This window comes from Pseudomonas sp. Ma2-10 (assembly GCF_054330215.1).
The window spans coordinates 14,572-33,543 of sequence record NZ_JBTEYL010000018.1 but is presented as its reverse complement, the minus strand read 5'-3'; the positions used below and the strand labels follow the sequence as shown (position 1 = coordinate 33,543).

Sequence of the window (18,972 nt, the reverse complement as noted above, 5' to 3'; positions counted from 1 at the left end):
CTCGATAAGCTCGGAGGAGGCTTGCATAACTAAACAACCAGACTTGCAAACATAGACTCGGGCTTTTCGCAAAAGTTCTCCCCCTCCAAGCAAGTTTCCTGCGGGCTCTGATTTGGCACGCACGAAAAGCGCAGCGCGGGTCAGCCCGGCTGCGCCAATAATCTTGTCATCGGATTCGCCGGCAAGGATCAAATCACGATCCCGCGTTGAAGCCGACACTGTCCCTTGAATCAGGCAACGGTCTATTGAGCTTGGCCCTTTGGCAAAAGTTCCAATTATTTATAGCTGCGCCAGACTGACACTGTGCAACCGTGAAGAGAAAAAGGCTGTTAAATCGTTGATACAGTCGTCTCGTCGCCGAACCGGCGAAAAACCATCCGACGAAACGTCAGGTATTTTCCGTCACAGCAGTTTCACAATGCCATGTGTGCTCGCTATTGTGCCGCTCCCCCCCTCTATATACTAGTGGGCTGTGTGGCTGTCTTGACTCGCCGATCCAGGTGTCTTGCGCCAACCCCGACCCGGGTCGCTTTGAGCGGAATCCTGAAATGAGCCAACAGTTTCAACACGATGTTCTGGTAATTGGCAGCGGCGCTGCCGGCTTGAGCCTTGCGCTGACCTTGCCCGGTCATTTGCGCATCGCCGTACTGAGCAAAGGCGACCTCGCTAATGGCTCGACCTTCTGGGCCCAGGGCGGCGTCGCTGCCGTCCTGGATGACACCGACACCGTTGAATCACATGTCGATGACACCCTCAATGCTGGCGGCGGACTGTGCCACGAAGACGCCGTGCGCTTTACCGTCGAGCACAGTAGAGAGGCGATTCAATGGCTGATTGACCAAGGCGTGCCCTTCACGCGCGATGAACAGTCCGGCACCGAAGATGGCGGATTCGAGTTCCACCTGACCCGCGAAGGCGGTCACAGCCATCGGCGCATCATCCATGCCGCCGATGCCACGGGCGCAGCGATTTTCAGAACGTTGCTCGACAAGGCCAGACAACGGCCGAACATCGAACTGTTGGAGCAGCGCGTCGCGGTCGACCTGATCACCGAAAAGCGCCTGGGCCTTGAAGGTGATCGCTGTCTGGGCGCCTATGTCCTCAATCGCGCCACCGGTGAAGTCGACACCTACGGCGCTCGCTTTGTGATCCTCGCATCGGGTGGCGCAGCAAAGGTTTATCTCTATACCAGCAACCCCGACGGCGCCTGCGGTGATGGAATTGCCATGGCCTGGCGTTCGGGCTGCCGGGTAGCGAATCTGGAATTCAACCAGTTCCACCCCACTTGCCTGTATCACCCGCAAGCCAAGAGTTTCCTGATCACCGAAGCCCTGCGCGGCGAAGGCGCACACCTGAAGCTGCCCAACGGCGAACGCTTCATGCACCGCTTCGACCCTCGCGCCGAACTGGCCCCGCGCGACATCGTCGCCCGGGCCATCGACCATGAAATGAAGCGACTGGGCGTCGATTGTGTCTATCTGGACATCAGCCACAAGCCGGAAGCATTCATCAAGACTCACTTCCCGACGGTGTACGAACGCTGCCTCGAATTCTCCATCGACATCACCAAGCAACCGATTCCAGTGGTTCCAGCGGCGCACTACACGTGCGGCGGCGTGATGGTCGATCAGCAGGGTCGCACCGACGTGCCGGGGCTATATGCCATTGGCGAAACCAGCTTCACCGGCCTGCACGGTGCCAACCGCATGGCGAGCAACTCGTTACTCGAGTGTTTCGTTTACGCGCGCTCCGCGGCGGCGGACATTCTTGAGCAACTGCCGCAGGTTTCGATTCCGATCACCCTGCCCGTCTGGGATGCGAGCCAGGTCACCGACTCCGATGAGGACGTAATCATTGCGCACAACTGGGACGAGCTGCGGCGATTCATGTGGGACTACGTCGGCATCGTGCGCACCAACAAGCGCTTGCAACGGGCACAGCACCGCGTGCGTCTGTTGCTGGACGAAATCGACGAGTTCTACAGTAACTACAAGGTCAGCCGGGATTTGATCGAACTGCGTAACCTGGCCCAAGTGGCCGAGCTGATGATCCAGTCAGCCATGAAACGCACCGAGAGTCGCGGCCTGCATTACACCCTCGACTATCCAGACATGCTGCCGGTCGCCCTGGACACTATTCTGGTGCCGCCCACCTACGTCGACTGAACGTGAGCCGAACCCGCAGGCGCCGGTGCAGATCCGCCGCCTGCGAGTCATGAGGCACACAAATCGCCCTGACTCGTCGTTCGCTTCGCAGACGAAAACGCAGCACCACGAGAAAAGGTAGCGCCAGGCTGTCCGGTTGTAGCTGCACCGATTGCCAACCTTCTTCCTGATTCCACAGCTGCCAGCCATCGGCATTGCGACGCAAGCCGCGAAATGCCCTTGGGTGTGTCAGCCGGATCTGCCGTGGTAACAGCCAAAAGCCGTGAACCACGCACAACGCAATGCCGAGCAGACTGGCCCAGACCGGTATAGAGAGAAGACACAGCGAACCCAGCGCGAACAGCTGAGCCAGAAGATACGCCGCCAGCAATTGCCGTGAGGCATGCCAGCGGCATTCGAACACATTACTTGGGCTGGACACGATCCAGAATCATGCGAACCATGCGCTGAAGCTCCGGATCTTCCGATTCGGCCCGCTCCATGAACCAGCCGAACATGTCCTGATCTTCGCATTCGAGCAGCTTGCGGTAGCAATCGCGGTCGACATCATTGAGGTGCGCATAGACCTCTTTCACGAACGGCACCAGCAACACGTCAAGCTCAAGCATGCCGCGGCGGCTGTGCCAGTAGAGGCGATTCAGTTCAACATCTTCGACCATGGAGCGCTCCTCAAATAGGCGGCAAGTATACAGCCCCGTGCGGAGTCGAACACTCGGCTTTGGTCGGCTACCAACGATCCTTTGTGAACTACCCATTTCGAGAGCGCCCCCTTATGATGTCCCCCAGACTCTTTACCCTGCGATGACCCATGGCCGATTCAGCTTTTTTCTGCACCCTGTCTCACGAAGGCGTTCTCGCAGTACGCGGCGCGGACGCCGGCAAATTCCTGCAAGGCCAATTGACCTGCAACCTCAACTATTTGAGTGACACCCAGGCCAGCCTCGGCGCCCGCTGCACGCAGAAGGGCCGGATGCAGTCGAGTTTCCGCATCCTGCTGGAAGGCGACGGCGTTCTGATGGCCATGGCCACCGAACTGCTGGAACCGCAACTGGCGGACCTGAAAAAATATGCGGTGTTTTCCAAGTCCAAACTGACCGATGAAAGCGCTGCCTGGGTCCGCTTCGGTATCGATCATGGCGATACGGCACTGATCAGCCTCGGTCTTGAGCTTCCGGCCGACACCGACAGCGTCGCGCGCAATGACGGCTTGATCGCCATTCGCATCTCGCCGGACCGCGCCGAACTTTGGGTCATCGCCGACCAGGCCAACCTGATCAAGGGCCAGCTGTCCGTCGTATTGGCCGAAGGCGATCTGAATCAATGGCTGTTGGGCCAGATCCGCGCAGGGATCGGTCAGGTCATGTCGAGCACTCGCGAGTTGTTCATTCCGCAGATGCTCAATCTGCAAGCCGTGGGTGGCGTGAGCTTCAAGAAAGGCTGCTACACCGGCCAGGAAATCGTCGCGCGCATGCAGTACCTGGGCAAACTCAAGCGCCGCTTGTATCGCCTGAAACTGGATGCCAACGAGTTGCCTGAACCTGGCACACAATTGTTCTCCCCTACCCACGGCAGCTCTATCGGCGAAGTGGTGCTGGCCGCCCGCGCCGAGCAAAACATTGAACTCCTGGCCGTGCTGCAAGCCGAAGCAGCGCAAGGGGGTGATATCCATTTGGGCGCGCTCGAAGGGCCAGCCCTGCACCTGCTCGACCTGCCTTACGAACTGGATCGCGATCGCGAAATCCAGCGTTAACAGCAGCATTTGTCGCAATACCTAGAGAAACGAAATGAGCAAGCTGGCGGAAAAGATCCAACAGGATTTGGTTGAGGCCATCGATAACGATGACCTGGTTCTGCCAACGTTACCGGAAGTGGCCCTGCAGATTCGCAAGGCTGCTGAAGACCCGGAAATCAATGTCAGCACCCTGAGCAAAGTGATCGGCCGCGATACCGCCCTGTCGGCGCGGCTGATCAAAGTGGTCAATAGCCCGCTGTTGCGCGCGACCCAGGAAGTCACTGACCTGCACACGGCCATCACTCGACTGGGCATCAATTACAGCAGCAACCTGGCCATCGGTCTGGTCATGGAACAGATTTTCCATGCCCGCTCCGAGGTGGTGGAACACAAAATGCGCGATGTCTGGCGCAAAAGCCTGGAAATCGCCGGGGTCAGCTATGCATTGTGCCGCAGGTACACGCCACTCAAGCCCGATCAGGCAGCCCTTGGTGGACTGGTGCACCAGATCGGTGTGTTGCCGATCCTGACCTACGCCGAAGATCACTATGAACTGCTGGCTGATCCGGTCAGCCTCAACCATGTGATCGATCACATTCATCCACTGCTCGGCGACAAACTGCTCAGGGTCTGGGAGTTTCCGGAAATGCTGGTGCAGGTGCCGGGGCTCTATCTGGACTTCAATCGACAGTCCGAGCGGGTCGATTACGTCGATCTGGTGCAAGTGGCCAGCCTGTATTGCCACAAGGACACCGATCATCCCCTTGCAAGCATCGACGCATTTAGCGTGCCGGCGTTCAAAAAGCTGGGGATTGATCCGGAGAACGAGGCGATGTGCCGCGATCTGGAAGAGTCGCGGTCGATGTTCTATTAGTCGAGAGACCGTGTCGCACCCATCGCGAGCGTTCGGACGATGGGGCCATAACAAACACCATCACTCTCCCGCAATAAAACTCACCCGCACCTTCAACCCCGCCTGTTCGCCATCGTGCAGGCTGATCTGAGCTAGGTGCGCGCGGCAGATCTCGCCAACAATCGCCAGCCCTAACCCCGAACCGGCCACCTGTTGGTTGCGCCGGTAAAAGCGTTCGAATACCCGATCGCGCTCTTCAAGAGGAATGCCTGGGCCGTCGTCCTCGACCTCCAACACGGCCGGTGCCGTGACCCGAAGAATCACGTTGCCACCCGACGGCGTGTGCGCCAGCGCGTTATCCACCAGATTACTCAACAGTTCATTCAACAGCGTTGGCTCGCCGCGCAACCACACTGGCTCGTCCGCCTCCAGCGCCAGCGCCACACCGCGTGCGTGGGCCAGTGGTGCCATGGCCATACCGAGTTCCCGAGCCAACTGGCTGAGGTCAAGTAACTGAGCGCCGCCCTCGGCGATGGCCCGGGCACCATTTTCGACCCGTGCCAGCGAGAGCAATTGATTGGCAAGGTGAGTCAAACGATCCGTGCCTTGGGCGGCGGTTTCCAATGTACTGCGCCAGGTTTCAGGTTCGGTCGAGCGTAAACCCAGTTCCAGTCGTGCCTTGAGCGCCGCCAGGGGAGTACGCAGTTCATGGGCGGCATCGGCGATGAACTGCGCCTGGCGCTCGAACTGCCCGCGCAAGCGCTCGGTAAAGTGATTGAGCGCGCGTACCAGAGGCCACAATTCGTGCTGCACTTCCACCAACGGTAATGGCCGCAGATCGTCCGACTGACGTTCTTCCACCGCAGTGCGCAAGCGCTCCAGCGGACGCAACGCGGCGCTGACCGCAAACCACACCAATAACAACGCACCAATCGCCAGCATGCCCAGACGCAGCAACGTGTCCGCTGCCAGGCTGCGGGCCATGCTGACCCGCGCCTCATCGGTTTCTGCCACGCGTATTTCCGCCATGCCGTTCATGTTCGGCTCGCTCACGGGTTTGAGCAGGCTCACCACACGTACGTTCTGCCCCTGGTATAGGGCGTTATAGAAACGCGCCAGTGCCGGATAGTCATCGGTGCGCGGCGTTCCCGGCGGCGGTGGCGGAAGGTTTTCGTAGCCCGAAATCAGCTTCTGATTGATGTCGTTGACCAAGTAAAAAATCCGTCCTGCGCTGTCGTAGGCGAAGGTATCGAGGGCAACGTACGGTACGTCGGCGCTCAGCGTGCCGTCACGCTGGGAGACGCCCGCAGCGATGGTCCTCGCGGAGGCCAGCAAGGTCCGGTCATAGGCGGTATCGGCCGCTTCGCGACCGTTCCAGTAAGCGCTCAACCCACTGGCCAACATCAACACCACCAGCAACAGCGCCAGATTCCACAACAACCGCCAACGCAGGCTGCTGGGCTTATGCATCGCGGCTTTCCAGCAAGTAGCCGAGACCGCGGAAGGTCACGATCACGACCGGTTGGCCGTCCAGCTTTTTGCGCAGGCGATGGACATAGATCTCGATGGCGTCGGGGCTGGCCTCTTCGTCCAGTCCGAAGACTTGCGAGGCCAGTTGTTCCTTGCTCATCACCCGGCCAGGTCGGGCGATCAGCGCTTCAAGAACAGCCTGTTCGCGGGAGGTCAGGGTCAGCAACTCTTCGCCGAGGGTGAAGCGCCGAGTGTCCAGGTCATAGGCCAGCACACCGCAGCGCTGCTGGCGCTCACCACCGAGCACACTGCGGCGCAGCAAGGCTTTGACCCGGGCTTCGAGTTCGGTCAGTTCGAAAGGTTTGGCCAGGTAATCGTCAGCGCCAAGGTTCAGGCCGTGGACCCGATCCTTGACGTCGCTGCGAGCGGTCAACATCAACACTGGCAGGTTCTTGCCCCGCGCCCGCAGGCGCGCCAGCACTTCGAAGCCATCCATGCGCGGCAGGCCGACGTCGAGGATCGCCATGGCGTACTCCTCGCTGCTCAACGCCAGGTCCGCCGCGACACCGTCGTGCAGTACATCCACGGTCAGCCCGGTGCTCTTGAGCGCCTGGGCGACACTTTCGGCGAGCTGAAGATGGTCTTCGACGAGCAGAACACGCATGGAGCTTTACCTCGTTCAGGGATGGTCGGCGCCATTCTTTGGCGCGGAGTTTACAGCCGCAACCGCCGCTGTGAAGCCCGAAAACCGTGAAAGCCCTCTGAAAGGTTAGCGAAAGGTTGGCCGGTTAGAGTCCAGCCACGGACAGCTTCGACTGCCGTGCGATACGAAAAACGCCTCGAAGCGTTTTCGCCAATAAGAACAATAAACGGAGTACTTCAAGATGCTGTCCATGCAGCTTCAGGCTTGCCCGCCTACCCGCTTTTCCCGCCTCAGCCACACCGCCCTTGCCAGTGCCGCCGCCCTCGCCGGATTTTCGCCGTTGAGCCAGGCTGCCTTCTTCGAAGACAGTACGGCAACCCTCGAAACCCGCAACATGTATTTCAACCGTGACTTTCGCAGCGGCACCAGCGCCCAACAATCCAAGCGTGACGAGTGGGCTCAAGGGTTCATGCTCAACCTCCAATCGGGTTACACCGATGGCACCGTAGGGTTCGGTATCGATGCGCTGGGCATGCTGGGGGTCAAGCTCGATTCGAGTCCAGACCGCACAGGCACCGGCCTGCTGCCAACCCACGACGACGGCCGCGCGGCCGATGAGTACTCCAAGCTTGGCCTGACCGGCAAAGTGAAAATCTCCGCCACGGAACTTAAAATCGGCAGCCTGATTCCGGAACTGCCGATCCTCAAGTCCAACGACGGGCGCATCCTGCCGCAGACCTTCGAAGGCGGCATGCTGAGCGCCAAAGAGATCAAGAACCTGACCTTCACCGGCGGGCGTCTGGAGAAAGCCAAGGACCGCGACAGCACCGACTTCGAGGACATCGCCCTCAACAACAAGAACAGCCGCTTCGCGGGCACTGTTTCCGGCAAGCATTTCGACTTTGGCGGCGTGGACTACAAGTTCACCGACAAAATCACCGGCAGCTACCACTTCGCGCAACTTGATGAAGTCTACAACCAGCACTTTCTCGGTGTTGTCGCCTCGCAACCGTTCGGTCCCGGCACTTTCGGCACTGATCTGCGCCTGGCCATCAGTGATGACCAGGGCGCGGCCCGTGGCGGCAAAATCGACAACAAATCCCTCAACGGCTTGGTCAGCTACGCCTTGAGCGGGCATAAATTCAGCGCCGGCTATCAGCACATGTCCGGCGACAGCGCGTTCCCTTATGTCGATGGCAGCGACCCGTACCTGGTCAACTTCGTTCAGATCAACGACTTCGCCGGCGCCGAAGAACGCTCCTGGCAGGCACGTTACGACTTTGATTTCGCCAGGCTTGGGGTTCCCGGCCTGAGTTTCATGAGCCGTTACCTGAGCGGTGACAACATCAAGCTCAAGAACGGTGACGAAGGCAAAGAGTGGGAACGCGACACCGAAATCAAATACGTCGTACAAAGCGGCGCGCTCAAGGATGTCGCCGTGCGCCTGCGTAATGCCACTTACCGTTCCAACTACTCCGCTCGCGATGCCGATGAAGTGCGTCTGCTGGTGAGCTATAGCGTTGCCCTTTGGTAATTCAGTACACCCATAACAACAACTCCCAAGGACACTTGAATGAACTTATCACTGCGTAAAGTTGCTCTCACCGCCAGCGCCCTGCTGTTCGCTGGCCAATTGCTCGCCGAGCCCAAACGCCCGGAATGCATCGCCCCGGCCTCGCCCGGCGGCGGTTTCGACCTGACCTGCAAGCTGGCGCAAAGCGCGCTGGTGAACGAAAAACTGCTGACCAAACCGATGCGCGTGACCTACATGCCCGGCGGTGTCGGCGCGGTGGCGTACAACGCGGTGGTCGCTCAGCGTCCAGCCGACGCTGGTACGTTGGTGGCGTGGTCCAGCGGTTCGCTGTTGAACCTGGCCCAAGGCAAATTCGGCCGTTTCGATGAAAACGCCGTGCGCTGGCTGGCGGCGGTTGGAACAAGCTACGGCGCCATCGCGGTGAAAAGCGATTCGCCTTACAAAACCCTGGACGACCTGGTTAAGGCGTTGAAGAAAGATCCGAGCAAAGTGGTGATCGGCTCCGGCGGCACCGTCGGCAGCCAGGACTGGATGCAGACCGCTCTGATCGCCAAGGCTGCCGGGATCAACCCGCGCGACCTGCGTTACGTCGCCCTCGAAGGCGGCGGTGAAATCGCCACCGCCCTGCTCGGCGGCCATATCCAGATCGGCAGCACCGACATCTCCGACTCCATGCCGCACATCCAGAGCGGTGACATGCGCCTGCTGGCCGTGTTCTCCGAGAACCGTCTGGACGAGCCGGAAATGAAAGACATTCCGACTGCCAAAGAACAAGGCTACGACATCGTCTGGCCCGTGGTTCGCGGCTTCTACCTCGGGCCAAAAGTCAGCGACGAAGACTACGCATGGTGGAAAGACGCCTTCGACAAACTGCTGGCCTCCGAGGATTTCGCCAAGTTGCGCGATCAGCGTGAATTGTTCCCGTTCGCCATGACCGGTCCGGAACTGGACACGTACGTGAAGCAGCAGGTCGCGGACTACAAAGTGCTGGCCAAAGAGTTCGGCCTGATTCAGTGATCGCCTCTGTCTAGCGGCTACGGCCCCATTCTGCGGGGTCGTGGCACAGGAGTTCCGCATGCTCTTACAACGCATTTTTGCTTCGATGCTGTTACTGGCCTGTGTTGGCCTGGCGCTGATGGCGTGGCCGTATCAAGCGCCTTTTTCCTACGAACCGGTGGGGCCGCGAGCTTTTCCACTGTTGATGCTCGGCCTGATGGGGCTGGGATTGTTGTACATGGTGTTCCGGCCGACGCCCATCGTGCACAGCGACGAAGACCCGAAACTGGACCGCGCAACCCTGATCAAAATCGGCATCTGCGTACTGCTGTTGCTGTTGTTCGCAGGGACATTCGAACCCCTTGGTTTCATCGTCGCCAGCATTCTGATTGGAATTCCTATGGCACGCCTGTATGGCGGCCGCTGGCTGCCCAGTACGGTGATCATCAGCCTGATGGCTATCGGTCTTTATCTGCTGTTCGACAAGGTGATGGACGTGCCACTGCCGCTGGGCGTGCTCGACGTTCTGGAGAACTGATATGGATACTCTTGGCTATTTGGGACAAGGGTTTGGCGTTGCGCTGACCCCGTACAATCTGGTGACCGCGCTGTGCGGCACCCTGATCGGCACCGTTGTCGGGCTGTTGCCAGGCTTGGGCCCGATCAACGGCGTAGCGTTGCTGATCCCGATCGCATTCGCCCTCGGCCTGCCACCGGAGTCGGCTTTGATTCTGCTGGCGGCGGTGTACCTGGGTTGCGAATACGGCGGCCGGATCAGTTCGATCCTGCTGAACATTCCGGGCGAAGCCTCCACCGTCATGACCACCCTGGACGGTTACCCGATGGCCCGCAAGGGTCTGGCCGGTGTAGCGCTGTCGCTGTCGGCGTGGAGTTCGTTCATCGGTGCATTCATCGCGACTTGCGGCATGGTGCTGTTCGCCCCGCTGCTGGCGAAATGGGCGATTGCCTTCGGACCCGCGGAATACTTCGTGCTGATGGTGTTTGCGATTGTCTGTCTCGGCGGCATGGCCGGCGACCGACCACTGAAGACCTTTATCGCCGCGCTGATCGGTTTGTTTCTATCGACCGTCGGGATCGATGCCAACAGCGGCGTGTACCGTTTCACCGGGGATAACATCCATTTGACGGACGGCATTCAGTTCGTTGTGTTGGTACTGGGCTTGTTCTCCATCAGTGAAATCCTTCTGCTGCTGGAAAAAACTCATCGCGGCCAGGAAGCGGTGAAAGCCACCGGGCGCATGATGTTCAACTTAAAGGAAGCCTCGGCGGTGTTCATGGTGAACATCCGTTGCGGTTTGCTGGGCTTCATCATGGGCGTGTTGCCGGGTGCGGGCGCGACGCTCGCCAGTGCCGTGGCCTACATGACAGAGAAACGTATCGCCGGCGCCAAGGGTACGTTCGGTCAGGGTGACATGCGCGGCCTCGCCGCGCCGGAAACCGCCATCGGTGGCGCGGCCTGCGGCGCGCTGGTACCAATGCTGACCCTCGGAGTGCCAGGTTCGGGCACCACGGCGGTGATGATTGGCGCTCTGTCGCTGTACAACATCACCCCGGGTCCGCTGCTATTCCAACAGCAACCCGACATCGTCTGGGGCCTGATCGCTTCGTTGTTCGTCGCCAACATCATGCTGGTGATCCTCAACATCCCGATGATCCGCATCTTCACCCGCATCCTTTCCGTGCCGAACTGGGCGCTGGTGCCGGTGATCGCGATCATTACCGGGATCGGCGTCTACGCGGTGCACGCCACCACTTTCGACCTGTTCCTGATGATCGGTATCGGCACCTTCGGTTACATCCTGCGCAAGCTGGATTTCCCGTTGTCGCCGGTCCTGTTGGGCTTCATCCTTGGTGGCCTGATGGAGCAGAACTTGCGTCGTGCCCTGTCGATTTCCGACGGTGCGCTGGAAATCCTCTGGTCGAGCCCGATCACCTTGGGCTGCTGGGTACTGACCACCATCATGCTCCTGATGCCGATCATCCGGATCTGGCGCAAACGGTCGGTCGCCCGTCGCGCCATCGCCGATGTCTGATCGAGTGCCCTTCAAAGCCTGGTGGGGAACTCCGCTGGTCGGTCTGCTGGGCGGTTACCTGGCCAGCCAGATCGACTGGCCACTGCCGTGGATGGTCGGCTCGTTGCTGGCGATCATCCTGGTGCGTTGCCTGACACCCTGGCAATTGGCGCAAATCCCTGGCGGCCGCAAGTGCGGCCAGTGGATGGTTGGCATCGGTATCGGCCTGCACTTCACCCCAGTGGTGATGGAGCAGGTCCTGAGCCACTTCGGTCTGATTTTCTTCGGTGCGTTGGTCACCAGCCTGTCGGCCGTGGTCGGGGTCTGGTTGATGCGGCGCACCGGTGAAGATCGCGCCACCGCGTTCTTTTCCAGCATGCCGGGCGGCTCCGGGGAGATGGTCAACCTCGGCGCGCGTAACGGCGCGGTGCTCAGTCGTGTTGCGGCGGGGCAAAGTCTGCGGGTGTTGGTGGTGGTGCTTTGTGTGCCGGCGGCGTTCAAGTATCTGTTGGGTGACGGTGCACCGCTGTCCCATGCCACTTCCGTTGACTGGCGCTGGCTGGCGCTTCTGTTTCCGGCGGGAGCCCTCGCCGCCTGGCTCTGGGAGCGTCTGCGTCAACCCAATCCGTGGCTGTTCGGACCCTTGCTGGTGAGTGCGGCGGTGAGCATTGGCTGGGATCTGCACATCAGTTTGCCCAATGGCGGCAGCCAAATCGGCCAATGGCTGATTGGCAGCGGGTTGGGGTGTCACTTCAATCGACAGTTTTTCCGGCGGGCGCCTTCTTTTATGGGACGGACCTTGATCGGCACGGTGCTGACCATGTTGATCGCCACGTTGGCAGCATTGGGGTTGAGTGCGCTGACGCATCTGGATTTGCGTTCGCTGACCTTAGGCATGATGCCCGGCGGGATTGCGGAGATGAGCCTGACGGCAGAAACATTGCAGTTGTCGGTACCGTTGGTGACGGCGATGCAGGTGATGCGACTGCTGTTTGTGTTGTTTCTGGCGGAGCCGTTGTTCAAGTATTGGAATCGGGTGCCGGATTCTGTCTGACTAGACCGAGTCGACCCCATCGCGAGCTTGCTCGCGATGCTTTTTAGACTGGCGGCAACCGCCATTCGATCGGCATTTCGCCATTCTGCTCCAGAAACTTATTGGTTCGACTGAAGTGCCCACACCCGAGAAAGCCACGATAGGCGGACAGCGGTGACGGATGCACCGAGGTCAGCACCAGATGCTTGGTGGCATCAATCAGCTTCTGCTTGCCCTGGGCATGCGCGCCCCACAGCATGAACACCAGATGCGGCTGGTGTTCGCTGACCACTTCAATAATCCGATCGGTGAAAAACTGCCAGCCCTTGTCCTTGTGCGCATTGGCGTTGGCGCGTTCCACGGTCATGGTGGTGTTGATCATCAGCACGCCCTGGTCAGCCCAGCTTTGCAGGCAACCGTGGGGCGGGATGTCGATGTTCAGATCGCGCTTCAACTCTTTATAGATGTTCGCCAGCGACGGCGGCGTTGGTACGCCCGGTTGCACCGAGAAGCACAAGCCGTGAGCCTGCCCCGGACCGTGGTACGGGTCCTGGCCGAGGATGACGACTTTGACTTTATCCAGCGGCGTCGAATTGAGCGCGTTGAAAATCATCGGGCCTGGAGGGTAGATTTCCTTGCCGGCCGCACGCTCCTCTTGCAGGAAGTTACGCAACTCTGCCATGTAGGGCTGGTCGAATTCGGCACGCAACGCGTCCTTCCAGCTCGGTTCGAGTTTGATACGGTCTTCAGCAGTCATGGTTACATCCGGCAAAAACAATGGGGCGAACCCTAGGAAAGCCCATCACGCTTGTCAATTGATCTGACGCAGATCCGGCACTTTCCTGTACAGCGATCATACTGAACGCTCAAATTCCCTATCGAGGTCACGATGAATCTGCACTTCGAAGAACTCACTGGCACCGACGGCGCACGCATCGGAGTCGCCAGCCTGGATGCCGAAAAGTCCCTCAATGCCCTGTCCTTGCCGATGATCAACGCATTGCGCGATCAACTCGACGTCTGGGCCAAAGAACCGCAAATCGTCTGCGTAGTGCTGCGCGGCAACGGCACCAAGGCCTTTTGCGCCGGTGGCGAGGTACGAAGCCTGGTGGAAGCCTGTCGCGCCCATCCCGGCGAAGTGCCGCCGCTGGCTGCGCATTTCTTTGCGGCGGAATATCGCCTGGACTTCAATCTGCACACTTACCCTAAACCGCTGATCTGCTGGGGGCATGGCTACGTACTCGGCGGCGGCATGGGGCTGCTGCAAGGGGCGGGCATCCGGATTGTTACGCCGAGCAGCCGGTTGGCGATGCCGGAGATCAGTATCGGTTTGTACCCGGATGTCGGGGCCAGTTGGTTTCTGTCTCGTCTGCCCGGCAAGCTCGGGTTATTCCTCGGCCTGACCGGCGCCCATATGAACGGTCGCGATGCGATCGATCTGGACCTGGCCGACCGTTTCCTGCTCGATGAACAACAGGAAGAGCTGATGGAAGGCCTGCTGCAGTTGAACTGGCAGGAACAGACGCCGATGCAGCTGAACAGCCTGCTCAAGGCCTTGCAGCAGGAAGCGATCGCGCAAATGCCTGAAGCCCAGTGGCTACCGCGACGCCAGCAGATCGATGAGCTGCTGGATGTCAGTGACGTGCGCTGCGCCTGGAAGGCCATCAGCCAGTTGCGCGACAACACGGATCTGCTGCTCAGCCGTGCCGCGAAAACCATGAGCGAAGGGTCGCCCCTGACCGCTCATCTGGTGTGGGAACAGATCGCCCGCGCCCGGCACATGTCCCTGGCTCAAGTCTTTCAGATGGAATACACCATGAGCCTCAACTGCTGCCGTCATCCTGAGTTCAGCGAAGGCGTGCGCGCACGGTTGATCGACAAGGATCAAAAACCGCATTGGCACTGGCCAGACATCAATAATTTGCCGGACGCAGTGGTAGAAGCGCATTTCCACAAGGCCTGGGAAGGTCGGCATCCTCTGGCCGACCTCTAGGAATGCTGAAATCCGGGCATAAAAAAGCGGCGCTTCATGCGCCGTTTTTTCATGAGTGTTTAACGGTGGTCGCCTCGTCCGCCGTGATTATTGCGTCCGCCATTGCCACGGTAATCGTTGTGCCGTCCGTCGCGATTACGACCGTCCCGACCGTGACTCTGATGGGCCCGATAGTTGCCTCGTTGCGACGGGTAATAGCGTGGTGCCGGTTGATAAACCCGCGGTTGGTGGTAATACCGCGGTGTTGGCTGGTAATACCGCGCTGGCGGTGCGTAGTACCGGCGTGGTTGCGTGTAATAACCGCTGCCACCTGAGTAGTATGGCCCGCCACCGGAATAATAGGCTGGCGAGGTGTAGACCTCGGAACGGTAGTCGCTGGCTCCTCCATCGGAATAGGGCACGCAAGCACCCAGTAACAATCCCAATACAGCAATCAGAAAAATTCGGCGATACATAGCGGCCTCCTGGACCGCGAGTGAGCCACACCAGCGACGCTGGCAGGCGACCGTCAATTATTCGGTGACTGTCGAAAGATCAGACATCGAATTCGAAATCTGGTGCGCCCGTGAAACACATTGAAACAAGTCGTCAATGAAAGGTTTTTCATCCATTTAAATGAGGGGCCCTGGGTCACCGAGCGCTACAGCGGCGCTGGCGAATTGATGGAGCAAAACCCTGAAGCCGTACTACCGGTGATCCGCGCGGTGCTGGCCAAGACGCCCCTGCACATAGAACAGTTATTTCCCGGCGGTGCCATTAGAATGCCTGCCATCGGGTCACTGCCAACGGAATCGTCATGCCGCTTCGCTCGCCGCTGTATTCGCAACGTTCGTTGGCCCTCACGTTGATCGCGCTGCTGGGTGCAGGATTTCTCGCCACGTCTTTCCTCAGTTACTACGCCTCGCGAGCGTCGATACGCGACAGCATCATCAACACCGAACTGCCGCTGACGTCGGACACGGTCTACTCGGAAATCCAGAAAGACCTCGTCAGACCGATCCTGATTTCCTCGATGATGTCCCGCGACACCTTCATGCGTGACTGGGTGGTAAACGGCGAGCAAGATCCCGAAAAAATGACCCGCTACCTCAACGAGGTCATGACCCACTACGGCACCTACACCGCATTTTTCGTCTCCAACACCAGCCTCACCTATTACCACGCCAAGGGCGTACTCAAGCAGGTCAAAGCCACTGAACCCCGCGATGCGTGGTATTTCCGCGTACGAGACATGGCCGACCCCTACGAGATCAATGTCGACCCGGACCTTGCCAACAAGGACAACCTGACCTTCTTCATCAACTACAAGGTCTACGACTACAACAACCGTTTCATCGGCGTGGCGGGCGTCGGTCTGACAGTCGATGCGGTGATCAAGCTGATCGACAAGTACCAGCAGCGCTACCAGCGCAGTGTTTACTTCGTCGACAACTTCGGACGCCTGGTATTGACGGGGGCCGAGGGTGGCCCAGAAGGCGCGAGGATCGGTCGGACCCTCAGCGAGCTCGACAGCATGAAGGACCTGGTCAGCCAACTGCCCAAACCTCACGTCGGCAGCTACGAATATTCCGTCCAGGGCCAGGGACATTTTCTCAACGTACGGTTCATCCCGGAGCTGAACTGGTACTTGTTCGTCGACAAGCGCGAAGACGGCGCCCTCAGTGAAATCCGCCAGTCGCTGTACCTCAACCTGCTGATCTGCCTGATCGTCACGCTAATTGTACTGGCCCTGCTCAACCGGGTGATCAAGCGCTACCAGGGCAAGATCCAGACCCAGGCGATCCTCGACAGCCTGACCGAGTTACCGAATCGCCGCGGTTTCGACCTGTTGGCGGCGCAAGCCATGCATGAAGCCCAGCGCGAGCCCAAACCACTGACCGCGTTGCTGCTGGATCTGGACCACTTCAAGGTTTTGAACGACACCTACGGCCACCTTGCCGGCGATCAGGTACTGATCGGCTTTGCGCGGGATCTGGAGAGTTGCCTGCGGCACTCAGACATCGTCTGCCGTTGGGGTGGAGAGGAATTTATCGTGTTGCTCAAGGACACTGATGGTGAGACCGGTCTGATGATCGCAGAGAAAATTCGTCAGCATGTCGAGCAACAGCGTTATGCCTACAACGATCAGGCCTTGCAGCTGACCGTGAGCATCGGCCTTACCACCCTGCAGACCGATGACACCTTGCACACGCTGCTCTCGAGAGCGGATCATGCGATGTACCGGGCCAAGCAAGCCGGCCGTAACCGCACCTGCGTGGAAATGCCTCACTCCAGCTATGAATAACCCTACATGAATAAGCCAGATTTCTGCCCGGCCTGCGGCGCTTCCAACGACTGCACTCTGGCCGACCCGCGAACCGCCGATCGGGCCTGCTGGTGCTACGGCGTCAGCATCGACCCGGCGGTGCTCGAAGCACTGCCGCCCGAACGGCGCGACAAATCCTGTTTGTGCCCACGCTGCGCGCAAGTCGAGGCGCAGTTGCCGATCCCTCGTCATGCGCATTGACCGTTTCCTCAGCAACCTGCCTCGCTTCAACCGTAAGCAAGTACGTCTGTTGTTGGTGGAAAAGCGCGTCAGGATCGACGGAAAAGTCGTCAGCGACCCTCACGCCAACGTACTGGAATTCAGCCGCGTGGAAGTCGACGATGAGCTGCTGCAAGTCGGCAAGCCTGCACGCTACTTCATGCTGAACAAACCGTCTGGCTGCGTCAGTGCCACCCGCGATCCGCAACACCCGACTGTGCTCGACCTGATACATGAGCCGGACAAGGAGGACCTGCACATCGCCGGGCGCCTGGACTTCAACACCACCGGCCTGATGCTGATCACCAATGATGGCAGCTGGTCGCGACGCCTGACCCAGCCGCAAACCAAACTACCCAAGGTCTACTACGTCGAGACCGAGCAAGAGATTGGCCCGCAATACGCTTTGAAATTCACCGAAGGCCTGTATTTCGCCTTCGAAGACCTCACCACCCAACCCGCCGAGCTGGCCGTACTCGGAGCGACATCCGCACGACTGAGCATCGTCGAGGGCCGTTATCATCAGGTGAAGCGGATGTTCGGCCATTTCGACAACAAGGTGCTGCACCTGCACCGCGAAAGCATGGGCCCGCTGGTGCTGGACAGTGCCCTGAAACCGGGCGAGTACCGCGCATTACGCACCGAAGAGATTCAATTGATCTAAGCAGTCGACCGCTCAGCAGAAGTTGTCGAACAATTTGCCAAAGATACTTGCGCGATGACGTGCCCCCTGCTTGAATCAGGACGTCGGCCGAAATGTGACCGACCAGTCACAACATGCATCCAAGAAACTTTTTGCCGGAAGAGAACCCTCAGGTTCCGCTTTCTCCCGGCAGACTGCCCGCCAATAACAATACCCGTCGACCGGACTGCAATGGATCGACATGGGCCTCTCAAATTCCAGGCGTATGCCTACCTGTCACAAAGCTCGTGCAATCTGATTTGCACGCATACCCGCTTGCCAGGAGTCTTATGACATGAGGCCAGAAATCGCTGTGCTGGATATACAGGGTCAGTATCGGGTTTACACGGAGTTCTATCGCGCAGACGCCGCAGAGAAGACCATTATTCTGGTCAACGGCTCGATGGCCACGACTGCGTCGTTTGCACAAACCGTGAAAAACCTTCACCCGCAGTTCAATGTGGTTTGCTACGACCAGCCCTACGCGGGCAAGTCGAAAGCCCACAACCTGCACGAGAAATTACTGACCAAGGAAATCGAAGGGCAGATCCTCCTGGAGCTGATCGACCACTTCGCCGCCGAACACGTGCTGTCGTTTTCCTGGGGTGGCGCCGCGACCCTCGTCGCCCTGGCCGACCAGCCACGACGCATCGAAAAAGCCGTGATCAGCTCGTTCTCTCCGCAGATCAACGCGCACATGCTCGACTACCTCGAGCGCGGCATCGATTACCTTGGCAGCCGGGACGGTGACCGGGTTGGCAACTTGGTGAACAGCACCATCGGCAAACACTTGCCGACTCTGTTCAAGCGCTTCAATTACCGGCACGTCAGTTCCCTGGCCGAGCATGAATACGGGCAGATGCACTTCCACATCAGCGATCTGCTGCACAGTGATCGCCAGTACTTCTTCAAAGCCGCGGAGAAAATCAACGTGCCGGTGCTGTTCATGAACGGCGAATGGGACGAGTACACCGCTGCCGACGGCGCTCAACTGTTCGCCAACCATGTGCAACACGCGACTTTCACCACCCTGCAGGCCACCGGCCATTTTCTCGACATGGAACACAAAGCTGCTTGCCGAGATAGCCGCAACGCATTGCTGGGCTTTCTGAAACCGTCGCAACACGAAAGTCGACCGCGTTATCACCACGTCCAGGACCAACATGCATTGGCCATCTGAAACAGCATCATCGCGAGCAGGCTCCGCCCTACAGCACTAACGCAATGCTGTACGAGCGAGGCTTGCCCGCGATAGACCGTCATGCGGTCACTGCTTTTGTTTCATCTGCGCTAAAGCCGTCCCACGCAAAGAAA

The 18,972-nt window shown here is 59.2% G+C and carries 19 protein-coding genes; 13 read left to right on the top strand and 6 right to left on the bottom strand.

All coding sequences use genetic code 11. From position 1 onward, the window contains the following. Positions 1 to 548 precede the first annotated feature (548 nt). Complete coding sequence (gene nadB, locus ACXPVS_RS19645) at positions 549 to 2,165, top strand: L-aspartate oxidase (RefSeq protein WP_458511414.1); 1,617 nt, start codon at positions 549 to 551, stop codon at positions 2,163 to 2,165. On the opposite strand, the gene ACXPVS_RS19640 is transcribed toward nadB, so the two are convergent. Beyond that, positions 2,134 to 2,586 (bottom strand): protein YgfX, encoded by a 453-nt coding sequence (locus ACXPVS_RS19640; RefSeq protein ID WP_458511413.1) that lies wholly within the window; start codon positions 2,584 to 2,586, stop codon positions 2,134 to 2,136. The genes nadB and ACXPVS_RS19640 overlap by 32 nt on opposite strands. Next, the gene (locus ACXPVS_RS19635) at positions 2,570 to 2,824 is read right to left on the bottom strand and encodes an FAD assembly factor SdhE (protein WP_169353350.1); all 255 of its coding nucleotides are present in this window, start codon (positions 2,822 to 2,824) and stop codon (positions 2,570 to 2,572) included. The genes ACXPVS_RS19640 and ACXPVS_RS19635 overlap by 17 nt, the downstream gene beginning before the upstream one ends. A 149-nt stretch (positions 2,825 to 2,973) precedes the next feature. Between ACXPVS_RS19635 and ygfZ the strand changes: the two genes are divergently transcribed. Further along, on the top strand, positions 2,974 to 3,915 hold the full coding sequence (ygfZ, locus tag ACXPVS_RS19630; RefSeq protein WP_458511412.1) for a CAF17-like 4Fe-4S cluster assembly/insertion protein YgfZ: 942 nt from the start codon (positions 2,974 to 2,976) through the stop codon (positions 3,913 to 3,915). A 34-nt stretch (positions 3,916 to 3,949) separates the two neighbouring features. Next, positions 3,950 to 4,771, top strand: coding sequence for an HDOD domain-containing protein (locus ACXPVS_RS19625; protein WP_458511411.1), 822 nt, complete (start codon positions 3,950 to 3,952; stop codon positions 4,769 to 4,771). Positions 4,772 to 4,831: 60 nt separating this feature from the next. On the opposite strand, the gene ACXPVS_RS19620 is transcribed toward ACXPVS_RS19625, so the two are convergent. Both ACXPVS_RS19620 and ACXPVS_RS19615 read right to left on the bottom strand, forming a co-directional pair. Continuing rightward, positions 4,832 to 6,220, bottom strand: coding sequence for a sensor histidine kinase (locus ACXPVS_RS19620; protein WP_458511410.1), 1,389 nt, complete (start codon positions 6,218 to 6,220; stop codon positions 4,832 to 4,834). Next, positions 6,213 to 6,884, bottom strand: a complete 672-nt coding sequence (locus tag ACXPVS_RS19615; protein WP_123366793.1) for a response regulator — start codon at positions 6,882 to 6,884, stop codon at positions 6,213 to 6,215. The genes ACXPVS_RS19620 and ACXPVS_RS19615 overlap by 8 nt, the downstream gene beginning before the upstream one ends. 220 nt (positions 6,885 to 7,104) lie before the next feature. Between ACXPVS_RS19615 and ACXPVS_RS19610 the strand changes: the two genes are divergently transcribed. Genes ACXPVS_RS19610 through ACXPVS_RS19590 form a run of 5 tightly spaced genes read left to right on the top strand, consistent with a single transcriptional unit; the run spans position 7,105 to position 12,480 of the window. After that, complete coding sequence (locus tag ACXPVS_RS19610) at positions 7,105 to 8,397, top strand: OprD family porin (RefSeq protein ID WP_458511409.1); 1,293 nt, start codon at positions 7,105 to 7,107, stop codon at positions 8,395 to 8,397. Positions 8,398 to 8,436: 39 nt separating this feature from the next. Then, on the top strand, positions 8,437 to 9,414 hold the full coding sequence (locus ACXPVS_RS19605; RefSeq protein ID WP_458511408.1) for a Bug family tripartite tricarboxylate transporter substrate binding protein: 978 nt from the start codon (positions 8,437 to 8,439) through the stop codon (positions 9,412 to 9,414). A 58-nt stretch (positions 9,415 to 9,472) separates the two neighbouring features. Next, on the top strand, positions 9,473 to 9,931 hold the full coding sequence (locus ACXPVS_RS19600) for a tripartite tricarboxylate transporter TctB family protein (protein ID WP_458511407.1): 459 nt from the start codon (positions 9,473 to 9,475) through the stop codon (positions 9,929 to 9,931). A 1-nt stretch (position 9,932) separates the two neighbouring features. Further along, the gene (locus ACXPVS_RS19595; protein WP_458511406.1) at positions 9,933 to 11,447 is read left to right on the top strand and encodes a tripartite tricarboxylate transporter permease; all 1,515 of its coding nucleotides are present in this window, start codon (positions 9,933 to 9,935) and stop codon (positions 11,445 to 11,447) included. Further along, positions 11,440 to 12,480 (top strand): AbrB family transcriptional regulator, encoded by a 1,041-nt coding sequence (locus tag ACXPVS_RS19590; protein ID WP_458511405.1) that lies wholly within the window; start codon positions 11,440 to 11,442, stop codon positions 12,478 to 12,480. Before ACXPVS_RS19595 ends, ACXPVS_RS19590 begins: the two co-directional genes overlap by 8 nt. 43 nt (positions 12,481 to 12,523) lie before the next feature. Here ACXPVS_RS19590 and ung read toward each other — a convergent pair whose 3' ends face one another. Continuing rightward, positions 12,524 to 13,216, bottom strand: a complete 693-nt coding sequence (gene ung / locus ACXPVS_RS19585; protein WP_458511404.1) for a uracil-DNA glycosylase — start codon at positions 13,214 to 13,216, stop codon at positions 12,524 to 12,526. 132 nt (positions 13,217 to 13,348) lie between these two features. Here ung and ACXPVS_RS19580 point away from each other — a divergent pair, with 132 nt between their 5' ends. Further along, positions 13,349 to 14,452, top strand: a complete 1,104-nt coding sequence (locus ACXPVS_RS19580; protein WP_458511403.1) for an enoyl-CoA hydratase/isomerase family protein — start codon at positions 13,349 to 13,351, stop codon at positions 14,450 to 14,452. Between the two features lie 59 nt (positions 14,453 to 14,511). Here the strand turns inward: ACXPVS_RS19580 and ACXPVS_RS19575 are convergent, their stop codons facing one another. Beyond that, complete coding sequence (locus ACXPVS_RS19575) at positions 14,512 to 14,907, bottom strand: hypothetical protein (protein ID WP_458511402.1); 396 nt, start codon at positions 14,905 to 14,907, stop codon at positions 14,512 to 14,514. A gap of 341 nt (positions 14,908 to 15,248) precedes the next feature. Here ACXPVS_RS19575 and ACXPVS_RS19570 point away from each other — a divergent pair, with 341 nt between their 5' ends. From ACXPVS_RS19570 to ACXPVS_RS19555, 4 genes are all read left to right on the top strand, one after another. Continuing rightward, positions 15,249 to 16,736, top strand: coding sequence for a sensor domain-containing diguanylate cyclase (locus ACXPVS_RS19570; RefSeq protein ID WP_458511401.1), 1,488 nt, complete (start codon positions 15,249 to 15,251; stop codon positions 16,734 to 16,736). Positions 16,737 to 16,742: 6 nt separating this feature from the next. Beyond that, positions 16,743 to 16,958 carry a cysteine-rich CWC family protein gene (locus tag ACXPVS_RS19565; protein WP_458511400.1) on the top strand — a complete coding sequence of 72 codons (216 nt, stop codon included), beginning with the start codon at positions 16,743 to 16,745 and terminating at the stop codon, positions 16,956 to 16,958. Further along, entirely contained in the window at positions 16,948 to 17,640 is a 693-nt protein-coding gene (locus tag ACXPVS_RS19560) for a pseudouridine synthase (protein WP_458511399.1), read from the top strand. Before ACXPVS_RS19565 ends, ACXPVS_RS19560 begins: the two co-directional genes overlap by 11 nt. A gap of 313 nt (positions 17,641 to 17,953) precedes the next feature. After that, entirely contained in the window at positions 17,954 to 18,838 is an 885-nt protein-coding gene (locus ACXPVS_RS19555) for an alpha/beta fold hydrolase (protein ID WP_458511398.1), read from the top strand. Positions 18,839 to 18,972 lie beyond the last annotated feature (134 nt).